Source organism: Burkholderia sp. Bp8986, assembly GCF_003854225.1.
GTDB lineage: Bacteria > Pseudomonadota > Gammaproteobacteria > Burkholderiales > Burkholderiaceae > Burkholderia.
This window is the reverse complement of the sequence record NZ_QTQM01000003.1, coordinates 263,880-277,030: the sequence shown is the minus strand read 5'-3', so window position 1 is coordinate 277,030 and position 13,151 is coordinate 263,880. Positions and strand designations below refer to the sequence as shown.

9 protein-coding genes are annotated in these 13,151 nt (G+C 70.2%); 5 read left to right on the top strand and 4 right to left on the bottom strand.

The genetic code is table 11. The annotated features are described in order from the left end of the window. Nucleotides 1–83: 83 nt before the first annotated feature. The gene (locus DID99_RS05185) at nucleotides 84–1,019 is read right to left on the bottom strand and encodes a 1-phosphofructokinase family hexose kinase (protein WP_124666228.1); all 936 of its coding nucleotides are present in this window, start codon (nucleotides 1,017–1,019) and stop codon (nucleotides 84–86) included. A gap of 217 nt (nucleotides 1,020–1,236) precedes the next feature. Between DID99_RS05185 and DID99_RS05180 the strand changes: the two genes are divergently transcribed. Next, complete coding sequence (locus DID99_RS05180; protein ID WP_124666264.1) at nucleotides 1,237–3,033, top strand: adenosylcobalamin-dependent ribonucleoside-diphosphate reductase; 1,797 nt, start codon at nucleotides 1,237–1,239, stop codon at nucleotides 3,031–3,033. A gap of 68 nt (nucleotides 3,034–3,101) precedes the next feature. Here DID99_RS05180 and ftsH read toward each other — a convergent pair whose 3' ends face one another. The 3 genes from ftsH to DID99_RS05165 are packed head-to-tail and all read right to left on the bottom strand — an operon-like array spanning nucleotide 3,102 to nucleotide 6,239. Further along, nucleotides 3,102–5,009: an ATP-dependent zinc metalloprotease FtsH gene (ftsH, locus tag DID99_RS05175; protein ID WP_124666227.1), complete on the bottom strand. Its 1,908-nt coding sequence runs from the start codon at nucleotides 5,007–5,009 to the stop codon at nucleotides 3,102–3,104. Between the two features lie 33 nt (nucleotides 5,010–5,042). After that, entirely contained in the window at nucleotides 5,043–5,552 is a 510-nt protein-coding gene (locus DID99_RS05170; protein ID WP_124666226.1) for a BCAM0308 family protein, read from the bottom strand. A 39-nt stretch (nucleotides 5,553–5,591) separates the two neighbouring features. Next, nucleotides 5,592–6,239: a BON domain-containing protein gene (locus tag DID99_RS05165; RefSeq protein WP_124666225.1), complete on the bottom strand. Its 648-nt coding sequence runs from the start codon at nucleotides 6,237–6,239 to the stop codon at nucleotides 5,592–5,594. Nucleotides 6,240–6,618: 379 nt separating this feature from the next. Between DID99_RS05165 and DID99_RS05160 the strand changes: the two genes are divergently transcribed. Genes DID99_RS05160 through DID99_RS05145 form a run of 4 tightly spaced genes read left to right on the top strand, consistent with a single transcriptional unit; the run spans nucleotide 6,619 to nucleotide 13,119 of the window. After that, entirely contained in the window at nucleotides 6,619–8,112 is a 1,494-nt protein-coding gene (locus DID99_RS05160; RefSeq protein ID WP_124666224.1) for an efflux transporter outer membrane subunit, read from the top strand. After that, nucleotides 8,109–9,182, top strand: a complete 1,074-nt coding sequence (locus tag DID99_RS05155; RefSeq protein ID WP_124519794.1) for an HlyD family secretion protein — start codon at nucleotides 8,109–8,111, stop codon at nucleotides 9,180–9,182. Before DID99_RS05160 ends, DID99_RS05155 begins: the two co-directional genes overlap by 4 nt. After that, nucleotides 9,179–11,992, top strand: coding sequence for a ribosome-associated ATPase/putative transporter RbbA (gene rbbA, locus DID99_RS05150; protein ID WP_124666223.1), 2,814 nt, complete (start codon nucleotides 9,179–9,181; stop codon nucleotides 11,990–11,992). The genes DID99_RS05155 and rbbA overlap by 4 nt, the downstream gene beginning before the upstream one ends. Before the next feature lie 2 nt (nucleotides 11,993–11,994). Then, nucleotides 11,995–13,119: an ABC transporter permease gene (locus DID99_RS05145; RefSeq protein ID WP_124666222.1), complete on the top strand. Its 1,125-nt coding sequence runs from the start codon at nucleotides 11,995–11,997 to the stop codon at nucleotides 13,117–13,119. The last annotated feature ends 32 nt before the right edge of the window (nucleotides 13,120–13,151 follow it).

Below are 13,151 nucleotides of genomic sequence, written 5' to 3'. Positions count from 1 at the left end.
GATGGCGGCGCGCAATCCGCTGAGCCAGATCAACGATCGATCGCGCGTCGACGCGATCGTGCACGCGTCGGTCCGCCTGGACGTCAGCTTGCCTGCGCAACCAGTTCGGCATGAATTCGCTCGACGTCGTCGCGCGTGCACAGCGCCGTGCCCGGATGCTCGACCGAGGCGGCCGATGCCGCCAGCGCATAGCGGCACGCATCGTCGAACGGCACGCCGCGCGCCAGCGCCCAGACCATGCCGCCGACGAAACTGTCGCCGGCGCCGACCGTGCTGCATACCGCTGCCGGCCTGCCGGGCAGGCGCTGCGCGCGATCGCGCGTGACGACCCAGGCGCCGCGCGCACCGAGCGTCAACGCGACGATGTCGGCCTGCCCGCGCGCCACGAGTTCGCTCGCCTTGCGGCAGGCCGCCGTGTCGTCGAGCGGTTCGCCGGCCAGCGCACTCAGTTCGCCGAGGCTGGGCTTCACGAGATGAACGCCGGCCTCGAGGGCCGCTTGCAGCGCCCGGCCCGCCGCATCGACGACCACCCGGCTTCCTCTTGCCCTGGCCGTGCGCGCGAGCGTCGCATACAGGTCGTCGGGCGCGCCGGGCGGCAGGCTGCCGCTCAGCACGAGATAGCGCGGCGCCGGCTGCATGGCGTCGATGCGGGCCGCGCAGTCGCGCCACTCGGCCTGCGTGACGAGCGGCCCCGGCATCACGAACCGGTATTCGCGCCCGGTCGCGGTCTCGCTCACGCAGACGTTCTCGCGCGTCTCGCCGGCGATCCGGACGCGCACCGCCGGCAGGCGCTCGGCTTCGAGCAGCAGCGTCAACACGTCGCCGGTCGGCCCGCCGGCCAGGTACAGCGCGACGCAGTCGCCCCCGAGCCGGTGAATGGTTCGGGCGACGTTGATCCCGCCGCCGCCGGGGTCGCGCCGTGGCCGTGTACAGCGCAGCTTGTGGGTATCGACGATGTGCTCGACCGAGGTCGAGACATCGACGGCCGGATTCAACGTGACGGTAACGATATCGGTCATGGTGCGTCGCTCGCAGTCGATGGCAGGCGCGCCGGGTGCCCGCGTGGCGATTCCCGGCCCACCGCGGCGTGCCGGCCGTGGCTACACGTTACGTTCGACGCCGGCCGCGGCGTTGACCGCCATCAAGCGGTGCCGCGAAAGCGCCCGGTTGCGTTCGATCAACGACACGTTCGGGCAGGCGCCTACATTGAGTCATTCGTCGTCGCCGAGCCCCGCCATGGACGAGCAACCGCTTTGCAGCACCGTGTTCGCCGAGCGCTATGCGCAGCCCGGCGACACGTCTCGCGCGGCCGTCTTCCATCGCGTCGCCCGTGCGCTGTCGCTCGCCGAGCCGGCCGAGCGCCGTGCGCAGGTGGAGCGCGTGTTCTACCTGAACCTGCAGCGCGGTGCGATCGGCGCGGGCCGCATTCTCGCGAACGCCGGCGCGGACCACGGCGGAACGATGGTCAACTGCTTCGTCCATCCGCTCGCGATTCCGGCCGACGCCCCCGTGCAGGCCCTCGACACGGCGCTCGCGCATGCGCTCGACGACGCCCGGGTCACGCTGCTGATGGGCGGCGGAATCGGCTACGACTTCTCGCCGGTGCCGCCCGCCGACGCGTACGAACGGCGCCTGTCGTCCGGACGCGGCGTATGCGCGGCGATCGACCGCTTCGATGCGATGTGCCGGGCGCTGCCGTTCACCGGCCCGCGCCGCGGCGCGCAGATGGGCGTGCTGCGCTGCGATCATCCGGACCTCGTCGCGTTCGTCGCGGCCAAGCGCGGACGCGCGCGCTGGCCGACGTTCAACCTGTCGGTCGGCGTCACGAACGCATTCATGGAGGCGGTCCGGCACGACCTGCCGTGGGCGCTCTTCCACCACGCGCCACCCGCCTGCACGTCCGGCGCATCGCCCCGGCTGCCCGACGGACGCTACCTTTACACAACGGTGCCGGCCCGCACGCTCTGGCACGCGATCGTCACTGCCGCGCGCGACAGCGCCGAACCGGGGCTGCTGTTTCTCGACACGATCCGCGCCGCGAATCCGCTGCGCGAGCACGAGCGGATCGACGCGACGAACCCGTGCGGCGAGCAGCCGCTGCCGCCCTACGGCAGCTGCGTGCTCGGACCGATCGACCTGTCTCGGTTCGTTCTGCACCCGTTCGGTGTCGACGGCGAGCCGCGCTTCGATTTCGCGACGTTCGCCGATGCGGTGCGCATCCAGGTCCGCATGCTCGACAACGTGCTCGATCTGACCGAGTGGCCGCTCGCCGCGCACGAGCACGAAGCGCGACGCACGCGCCGCATCGGGGTCGGCGTGACCGGGCTGGGCGACGCGCTGACGATGCTGAGGCTGCGCTACGACAGCGCGGAAGCACGCGCGCTTGCACGCAGGATCGCGCTCGCGATGCGCGAGCATGCGTTCGCCGCGTCGGCCGCGCTTGCCGCCGAGCGCGGCGTGTTTCCGGCCTACGACCCGGCCGCCTATCTGAGCGGCCCCGCGTATCGAACGCTGTTGCCGCTGAAGGTGCATCACGCGATCGCGCGGCACGGGCTGCGCAACAGCCACCTGCTGTCGTTCGCGCCGGCCGGCAGCGTGAGCCTCGCGTTCTGCGACAACTGTTCGAACGGAATCGAGCCGGCCGTCGGCTGGACGCAGCGCCGCATGGTCCGCACCGCGGACGGGCAGGTCCGGCCGTTTCGTGTGGAGAATCACGCTCACCGGCTGTTTCGCGCACTGCATGGCGACATCGTCAGGCTGCCGGGCTATTTCGTCACGGCGGCGGATATCGCGCCGGCCGACCACGTCGCGATGCTCGCGGCGCTGCAGCCGTGCGTCGACGCCGGTATCTCGAAGACCGTGACGATGCCCGCCCGGTGTTCGCTCGCGGCGGTCGACGCGCTGTTCTTCCAGGCGTGGCGCGACGGGCTCAAGGGCATCACGGTCTTCCGGCCCGATCCGCGGCTCGCGTCGGTCGTGACCGATGACGCGTCGCACGCGCGGCGCGGCGGCCCGGTCTGCATCGGCTGTTGAACGACACGATGAGCGGCGGCGAGCGTCCGGGCAAGCATCCGGGGCGATAGCGGGCGCCGATCGCTCCTTCAGGCGGAGACGCCCGTGGTCGTTTCCGTGTCGGCTTCCGGCGCCCGGGGCGGCTCGCCGTCATCGTCCGGCGGCGTGATGAGTGCCACCAGCATGTCGTGATCGATCGATTCGTGCTGCAGCAAACTGCGCGCGATCCGTTCGAGCGCATCACGATGCGCGCCGAGCGTTGCCGTGACCCGCGCGTGCGCTTCCTCGAGCAGCGCACGCACCTCTTCGTCGATCAGTTGCGCCGTGTGCTCGCTGCAGTGGCCGTCGCCCGGCGTCCACACGCCCGGCGCCCCGCCCTGGCGTGCGCCATCGTCGAGTGTCGCCAGGCCGATCTTCTCGCTCATCCCGTACTGCATCACCATATGGCGCGCCAGCGCGGTCGCGCGTTCGAGATCGTTCTGCGCGCCGGTCGACACGTCGCCGAACGCGATTTCCTCGGCCACGCGTCCGCCGAGCAGCACGTCGAGCCGGTCGAGCAACTCGCTCCGGCGCAGCACGTAGCGATCCTCCGTCGGCACCTGCTGCGTGTAGCCGAGCGCCGCGATCCCGCGCGGGATGATCGACACCTTCTTCACCGGATCGCAGTGCGCGCGGCTTTGCGCGACGAGCGCATGCCCCGATTCGTGGTACGCGATGGTCCGCTTCTCCTGTTCGTTCATCACGCGGCTCTTGCGCTCCATGCCGGTCATCGCGCGATCGATGGCTTCGTCGAAATCGGCCATCCCGATCGCGGGCTTGCCCAGTTCCGCCGCATGCAGCGCGGCTTCGTTGACGACGTTCGCGAGATCGGCGCCGACGAAGCCCGGCGTGCGCTGTGCCAGCTCGGCCAGGTCGACTTCCGGCGCGAGCTTCACGCGCTTCGTGTGCACGGCCAGGATCTGCTTGCGTCCGGTCAGGTCCGGCCGGTCGATCGCGATGTGCCGGTCGAAACGCCCGGGGCGCAGCAGCGCGGGATCGAGGATCTCCGGCCGGTTGGTCGCGGCCATGATGATGACGCCCGAATTGGCCTGAAAGCCGTCCATCTCGACGAGCAGCTGGTTCAGCGTCTGCTCGCGCTCGTCGTTGCCCGACATCAGGCCGACGCCGCGCGCCTTGCCGAGCGCGTCGAGCTCGTCGATGAACACGATGCACGGCGCGCTCTGCTGGGCCTGCTCGAACAGATCGCGCACGCGCGCCGCGCCCACGCCGACGAACATCTCGACGAACGCCGAGCCGCTGATCGTGAAGAACGGCACCGCTGCCTCGCCGGCGACCGCGCGGGCGAGCAGCGTCTTGCCGGTGCCGGGCGCGCCGACGACGAGCACGCCCTTCGGAATCTTGCCGCCGAGCCGCTGGTAGCGTTCGGGGTTGCGCAGGAACGCGACGATCTGCTGCAGCTCGGCCTTCGCCTCGTCGATGCCCGCGATGTCGTCGAACGTGATGCCGGTTTCCTTCTGCATGTAGACGCGGGCGCGGCTTTTGCCCATGCCGCTCAGATCCCGCATCCCGCCCGGCCTTCGCATCATGAAATTCCAGATCAGGACGAAGCCGATCAACGGGAAGATCCAGGTCGCCAGCGTGCCGATCCAGCCCGTATCCGTCGCGCCGCGGTAGCGAATCCCGGCAGTCGTCAGCGCGGCGACCAGCCCTTCGTCGCTCACCCGGTTCGTCGTGAAGCGCCACGGCGCGCCGGCCTCCTTCACGCCGGCCGCGTCGGACGCGGGCAGCGCGGCGCCGGCTTGCGGCATGCGCAGCGTGCCCGAGATCGTCGCCGGGCCGATCTCGAGATCGTCGACGAGCCGTGCGTCCACCAGGCGGTGAAAATCGCTGTAGGAAATCGTTGTCGACACCGGCTGGCGCGCGAGCAGTTGAACCGCGACCAGCACGGCGAACGCGACCGGAATCAGCAGCCCGGAGTAGTCGAATGATTTTTTCACGGGGTCGAACCTCTCCGGCAGGCCAGCATCCGCTCACGCATCGTCGCGCTTCCAGTGCGCACGCAGCACGTCCTCGCCGTCGCGATAGTCGAGCACGAGATCGCCGTGATGCGCATGCAGCAGTGCTTCGCCGAGGCGCCGGACCATGTGCACGCCCGTCGTGCGAACGATGAGCGAATCGGCGGATGTGTCGATGTCCATGATGCGTTCGAGCGCGTGCTCGCTCGTCTCCAGATCGGCCTGATGCCGCAGCAGTTCGAGAATCGTCGAACGGTGCGCGCTCAGGTAGGCACCCTGCAACACCAGTTCGCCCGCCGGCACGTTTTCCCGCATGCGCTTGCAGGCCGGGCATTCGAGCTGGCGCCGGTCGAGCGGGGTCGCGTACCAGGTCCAGCGGCCCGCGTCGCAGACGGCGCCGCAGCCTTCGCAGATGCGGTCGCCCGCGGGCCGCTTCGGTTCGCGATAACTGTCTTTCGTATGCGGCTGCATGCGCTTGTCGCGGCGCAGATAGTTTCGGCCGGGGCCGGTATGCGAACGGTTCATCGCAGCTTCTCCTGGTAGTAGACGGCGCGTGCAAGCCGGTCAGGCGACGATCAGTCGGTCGACGACCTGCCGGACACCCCTCACCGACCCGGCCGCACCACACGCGGCGCGCCTTTCGGCCAGCGACGCGACCGTGCCCGTCAGCGTGACGACGCCGTCGGTTGCATCGATCGAGATTCCCGCGGTTTCGCGCTGCGCGCGGCGCGCAAGCGCCTCGGCGATCCGGGCGCCGACGTCGGGCACCGTATGGTCGGCACGCACCCGGATGCGGTTGGCCACGCCGACGACGCCGATCATCCGGCTCACCATCGCTTCCGCCGCGCGGCTCTGATACGCATGATCGACTTCGCCGTCGAGGGTCACGCAGCCGTGATCGACCTCGACGCTGATCTTGTGATCGCGCAACGCCTCCTGCCAGCCGAGCGCGAACGTGATCGCGATCGCCAGCTCCTGGTCCGCGCACGCGTTCTCCGGCGGGGTGACGTTCAGTTCGAGCACCAGCGCGCGCGCGTCGGCGACGTGCAGTGCCGTCTTCTGCGCCTCGAGCTTCTGCGCCCAGCTGTCGACCGTGCCGCGCAACGTCACGATCCGGTCGTGAACCTCGACGTCGATCCGGCGCGCATCGATCGCCGGATTCCAGAACAACGCCTGCTCGACATCCTGCTTGAGTACTGCATCGGACTTCATGTCGGTCTCCCGTCGGTCCATGCCGGCCGCAATGCCCGCGAGCGAATGCGTGCCGCACCGTGTTCAGCATCGCGCACGGCCGCGCCGGCGGCTTGACGAGGATCAATCAACCGCGGGCTCGCGACGGACGTTGCCGCACCAGGCGTGCCGCCCGTGACAGGCATTGCGCGGCCCGGTCCGGCACGCCGTCGCGAAAGCGTCCGACGCATGCTCCGGCACGCGCGTCAAGCGAGCAGCCCCTCGAAACGCATCCCCGCCCGAGTGACACAGATCAAGGGGAAACCCGGTAATCGTCGGATATAAGTGAATCCGAAGCGGCGACGCCCCGCGGGCGGCGCCATCCCGAATTCCCGCATTTCCGTATTCGACGAGGCATTCCATGCGCGCTGCCGCGCTTCCCGTTCGCTGTCATCCTGCCGTCGTGCGGCGCATGCGTGCCATTGCGCTGGCGGCGGGCATGGGGCTGCTGTCGGGCTGCCTGTCGCTTGCGCCACCGGACGAGCGTCCCGCCGCACCGATTCCCGCGTCCTTTCCGGAGCCGTCCGCCGACGCGACACCCGCCGCGCCCGTGCCCGACTGGCAGGCTTACTTCGTCGACCCGCGCCTGCGCGCACTGATCGGCCAGGCGCTCGCCGACAACCGGGATCTGCGCGCGGCGGTTGCCCGCGTCGAGCAGGCGCGCGCGGTGTACGGCGTCCGCGGCGCGGATCAATGGCCGACGATCGGTGCGGGCGCGGCCTACGCGCGGTTTCGTACACCGGGCGGCTTTCTCGCTCCGGCGCCCGTCATCGGGCAGGTCTATCAAGTCCAGCTGGCCGAGACGCAATGGGAGATCGATTTCTGGGGCCGCGTGCGCAACCTGAAGGAAGCAGCGCTTCAGCGCTACCTCGCGAGCGACGCGGCCAGGCAGGCGGTGATGCTGAGCGTCGTCACCGGTGTGGCGGACGCGTATCTGACCCTGTGCGAGATCGACGAACGCATCGCGCTGACCCGCGCGACGATCGACACCCGCCGCGAATCGCTGCGGATTTTCCGGCTTCGTCACGCGGCCGGCGCGATCTCGCGCCTCGATCTCACGCAATCGGAGATCCTGCTGCAGCAGGCGGAATCGCTCGGCGTGCAGTTGCAGCAGGCCCGCGCGACGGCAGCCGATGCGCTGGCGTTGCTCGTCGGTGCGCCGACGGCGCTGGGCGCCACGCCGCTCGCGCTCGACGACGGCGCGGTGCTGCCGTCGCTAACCCCCGGCCTGCCTTCGTCGCTGCTGACCCGGCGCCCGGACGTGATCGCGGCGGAGCGCGAACTGCAGGCGAGCCGCGCGAACATCGGCGCGGCGCGCGCGGCATTCTTTCCGCGCATCGCGTTGACGAGTGCGATCGGTTCGGGAAGCAGCGCGCTGCACGACCTGCTGTCGTCGGGGTCCGGCGTGTGGTCGGTGATTCCCAACGTCACGCTGCCGCTCGTCGACGGCGGCCGCAACCGGTCGAATCTCGCGCTGGCGCGCGCGCAACGCGAAGAAGCGCTCGCCCGCTACGAGCAGACGCTGCAGCGCGCATTCCGCGACGTGTCGGATGCGCTCGCCGCGCGCCATTGGCTCGCCGACCAGGTCGCCATCGAGCGCGCCACGCTGGCGTCGCAGGCCGAGCGGGCGCGCCTCGCGAAGCTGCGCTACGACAGCGGGGCAACCCGCTTCCTCGAGGTGCTCGATGCGCAGCGGGACCTGATGAACGCCGAGCAGCAGCTGGTCACGACCCGTCGTGCGCTGCTGTCGAGCCGCGTCGCGCTGTACGGCGCGCTCGGCGGCGGCGTGATCGACACCGGCAAGACTGCCGCGGCAACGGCGCCCCTTTCGACCGACTCGGACAACACACCATGAAAACCATCCCGCGCCCTCTTCTGATCGGTATCGGTGCGGCCGTGCTTGCGATCGGCCTCGCGTACTACGGGTGGACGCGCTGGCACGACGGCCAGGCGGATGCGGGGCTCGTCAGCGGCAACGGCCGCATCGAGGCGACCGAAATCGACGTCGCGACCAAGCTGCCGGGGCGCGTCACCGCCATGCTCGTCGACGAAGGCGACTTCGTGACGGCCGGCCAGCCGCTCGCACGCATGGACGTCGTCGTCCTGCAGGCGCAGCTCGACGAGGCACGGGCGCGCGAGCAGCAGGCGGTGAACACCGCGGCGAGCATCGACGCGCAGGTCGCGCAGCGCCGCAGCGACAAGGCCGCGGCCGCGGCCGTCGTCGTGCAGCGGGAAAGCGAGCTGGATGCGGCCACGCGGCGGCTCGCGCGGTCCGAAACGCTGTCGCGCGACGGCGCGTCGTCGATGCAGGAACTGGACGACGATCGCGCGCGCGCCGGCAGCCTGCGCGCGACCGTGAATGCCGCGCGGGCCCAGGTGCAAGCCGCTCAGGCCGCGATCGACGCCACGCAGGCCCAGCTCGTCGCGGCGCGCTCGGCCGTGACGGCCGCGCAGGCGACCGTGGCGCGCGTGCGGGCCGACCTCTCGGACAGCGAACTGACCTCGCCGCGCGACGGGCGCGTCCAGTACCGGATTGCCGAGTCGGGCGAAGTCCTGCCGGCAGGCGGCAAGGTGCTCAACGTCGTCGACCTGTCCGACGTGTACATGACGTTCTTCCTGCCCGAAGCGGTCGTCGGCCGGGTCCCGCTCGGCGCCGACGTGCGGATCGTGCTCGATGCGGCACCGGAATACGTGATTCCGGCACGCGTGTCCTATGTGTCGAGCACCGCGCAGTTCACGCCGAAGACGGTCGAAACGGCCACCGAGCGGCAGAAGCTGATGTTCCGGGTGAAGGCACGCATCGATCGCGACCTGTTGCAGCGCCACCTGAAGCTCGTCAAGACCGGCTTGCCGGGCGTGGCGTGGCTGAAGACCGACCCGCACGCGGGCTGGCCGGATCGCCTCGCGATCAGGGTGCCGCAATGAAAGCGGCGCCGCCCGTCGAGACGGTTGCCGGCGCGACCGGCGCTGCGCCGGTGTCGGCCGATCCGGGCTGGGTCGCACGGCTGTCCGGCGTCTCGCTGCGCTACGGCGACAAGGCCGCGCTCGACGACGTGACGCTCGATATCCCGGCCGGCCGCATGATCGGGCTGATCGGGCCGGACGGCGTCGGCAAGTCGAGCCTGCTCGCGCTCGTTTCCGGCGCGCGCGCGATCCAGCAGGGCCGCGTATGGACGCTCGACGGCGACCTGTCGTCGCGCCGCCACCGCGCGCGCGTGTGCCGGCGCATCGCCTACATGCCGCAAGGCCTCGGCCGGAACCTGTACGCGACGCTGTCGGTCGAGGAGAACCTGCAGTTCTTCGCGCGCCTGTTCGGCCACGATGCGGCGGAGCGGCGCCGACGGATCGACGCGCTGACGCGCAGCACCGGCCTGCAGCCGTTCCTGGACCGCCCGGCCGGCAAGCTGTCCGGCGGCATGAAGCAGAAGCTCGGCCTGTGCTGCGCGTTGATCCACGATCCCGACCTGCTGATCCTCGACGAGCCGACGACCGGCGTCGATCCGCTGTCGCGCGCGCAGTTCTGGGAGCTGATCGGCCGCATTCGCGCCGCCCGCCCGGCGATGAGCGTGCTGGTCGCCACGGCGTACATGGACGAGGCCCGCCGTTTCGATCGGCTGATCGCGATGGACGCCGGCCGCGTGCTGGCAACCGGCAGCCCCGGCGAGCTGCTCGAGCGCACCGGTTGCGACACGCTGGAAGCCGCGTTCATCGCGCTGCTCCCGGAGGCGCGCCGGCACGGACACCAGCCGGTCGTGATCGCGCCGTTCCAGGCCGATCGGGCGGCCGGCTACGCGATCGAGGCGGACGGGCTGACGATGCGGTTCGGCGATTTCGTCGCGGTCGACCACGTGAGCCTGCGGATCCGCCGCGGTGAAATCTTCGGCTTTCTCGGCTCCAACGGCTGCGGCAAGTCGACGACCATGAAGATGCTCACCGGCCTGCTGCCCGCGTCCCAAGGCACGGCGACGCTGTTCGGCCGGCCGGTCGCCGCGAACGACATCGACACGCGCCGGCGCGTCGGCTACATGTCGCAAGGGTTTTCGCTCTACGGCGAACTGACCGTCCGGCAGAACCTCGTGCTGCATGCGCGCCTGTTCGGCGTGCCGGAGGCGGACGTGCCCGCGCGCGTGACCGAAATGGTCGCGCGCTTCGGGCTGGCCGACGCCCTCGACGCGCTGCCCGAGCGCCTGCCGCTCGGCATGCGGCAGCGGCTCTCGCTCGCGGTGGCGATGGTGCACAAGCCCGAGCTGCTGATCCTGGACGAACCGACGTCGGGCGTGGATCCGGTCGCGCGTGACGACTTCTGGCGGCTGATGATCGAGCTCGCGCGCAACGATCGCGTCACCATCTTCATTTCGACGCACTTCATGAACGAGGCCGCGCGCTGCGACCGCATCTCGCTGATGCATGCGGGCCGCGTGCTCGCGAGCGCCGCGCCCGAGGAACTGGTGCGCCTGCGCGGCGCCGCCACGCTCGAGGACGCGTTCATCGGCTACCTGAGCGACGCGCAGAAAGCGGATGGCGCGGACGGTGCGCCGGCCGATGCGCCGTCCGACGCCGGCTGGCTCGCCGCGCCGCCCGCGGCGGCCGGCGCCGGTCGTGCGGCGGCATGGTTCAGCCCGGCGCGCGCCGGCAGCTATCTGTGGCGCGAAGTGCTGGAGCTGCGACGCGACCCGTTGCGCGCGACGCTGGCGCTGTTCGGCTCGCTCGTGCTGATGTGCGTGATCAGCATCGGGATCAGTCTCGACGTCGACAACCTGACGTTCGCGGTGCTCGACCGCGATCAGTCGATCCTGAGCCAGGACTATGCGCAGAACCTCGCCGGTTCCCGCTACTTCGTGCCGCGCGCGCCGCTCGCGGACGACCGCGACATCGAGCGCCGCATGCGCAACGGCCAGCTGTCGCTCGCGCTCGAGATCCCGCCCGGTTTCGCGCGCGACGTCGCGCGCGGCCGCCGCGTGGAGATCGGCGCATGGGTCGACGGCGCGATGCCGATGCGCGCGGAGACGATCCGCGGCTACGTGGCCGGCATGCACGAAAACTGGCTGCGCGACCAGGCGAAGCGCCGGCTCGGCGTGTCGCTCGCGCCGGCCGTCGACATCGCGATCCGCTATCGCTACAACCCGGACGTCAAGAGCCTGCCGGCCATGATTCCCGCGATCATGCCGATGCTGCTGCTGATGCTGCCCGCGATGCTGACGGCGCTCGCCGTCGTGCGGGAACGGGAGCTCGGGTCGATCGTCAACCTGTACGTGACGCCCGTCACGCGGGCCGAATTCCTGCTCGGCAAGCAGGCGCCGTACGTGATGCTGGCCATGCTGAACTTCCTGCTGATGGTCGTGCTGGCCGACCTCGTGTTCGGCGTGCGGATCAAGGGCAGTTTCGCGACGCTGGCGGCCGCGGTGCTGATCTTCAACGTCGTGGCCACCGGCATCGGGCTGTTCGCGTCGACGTTTACCCGCAGCCAGATCGCCGCGATCTTCATGACGATCGTCGGCACGCTGATTCCCGTCGTGCAGTTCTCGGGCCTGCTCACGCCGCTGTCGTCGCTCGAGGGCAGCGGCAAGTGGGTCGGCACCGTCTATCCGGCCACCTACATGCTCGCGATCAGCCGCGGCGTCTACAACAAGGCGCTCGGGCTGGCCGACCTGTCGTCCCAGTTCTGGCCGATGCTCGCGGCCGCGCCGGTCATCCTGGTCATGACCGGCGTGCTGCTGCGCAAGCAGGAGCGCTGACCATGTCGCGCCTGCTCGTCATTTTCCGGCTCGGGGTCAAGGAACTGTGGAGCCTCGCCCGCGACCCGATCCTGCTCGCGCTGATCGTCTACACGTTCAGCGCGTCGATCTACGTCGCGGCCACCGCGCGCCCGGAAACGCTGCACAAGGTGCCGATCGCGATCGTCGACGAGGATGCGTCGCCGCTGTCGGCGCGCATCGCGGCGGCGTTCTTCCCGCCGCAGTTCGTGCCGCCCCCGCTCGTCGACGCCGGCGCGGCCGATCGCGGGCTGGACAACGGCGACTACACGTTCTCGCTCGACATTCCGCCCGACTTCCAGCGCGACGTGCTCGCCGGCCGTCACGCGACGGTCCAGCTCAACGTCGATGCGACCCGCATGACGCAGGCGTTCACCGGCGGCGGTTACGTCCAGCAGATCGTGTCGGGCGAGATCGATGCGTTCGTGCGGCGCCAGCGCGGCACGTCCTTGCCGCCGGTCGATCTCGCGATGCGGATGCGCTTCAACCCGAATCTCGACGAAGTCTGGTTCGGCGCGCTGATGGAACTGATCAACAACGTGACGATGCTGTCGATGATCCTCACCGGGGCCGCGCTGATTCGCGAGCGCGAGCACGGCACGATCGAGCATCTGCTCGTCATGCCGGTGACCGCGGCGGAAATCATGCTCGCGAAGGTCTGGTCGATGGGGCTCGTCGTCGCGGCGGCGGCCGTCGCGTCGCTGACGTTCGTCGTGGGCGGCGCGCTGCACGTGCCGATTCCGGGATCGGTGCCGCTGTTCGTGGCCGGCATGGCGCTGCACCTGTTCGCGACGACGTCGATGGGGATCTTTCTCGCGACGCTCGTGCGCAGCATGCCGCAGTTCGGCATGCTGCTCGTCCTCGTGCTGCTGCCGTTGCAATTGTTGTCGGGCGGCCTGACGCCGCGCGAAAGCATGCCGCCCGTCGTGCAGGACATCATGCTGGCCGCGCCGACCACGCATTTCGTCGAACTCGCGCAGCGGATCCTGTATCGCGGCGCCGGGTTCGATGCGGTGTGGGCCCAGTTCGCGGCGCTGTTCGCGATCGGCTGCGTGCTGTTCCTGCTGTCGCTGACGCGGTTCCGCAAGACGATTGGTCAGATGACTTGATCGGCGCATCGCGCCCGTGACGCCGGGATTCG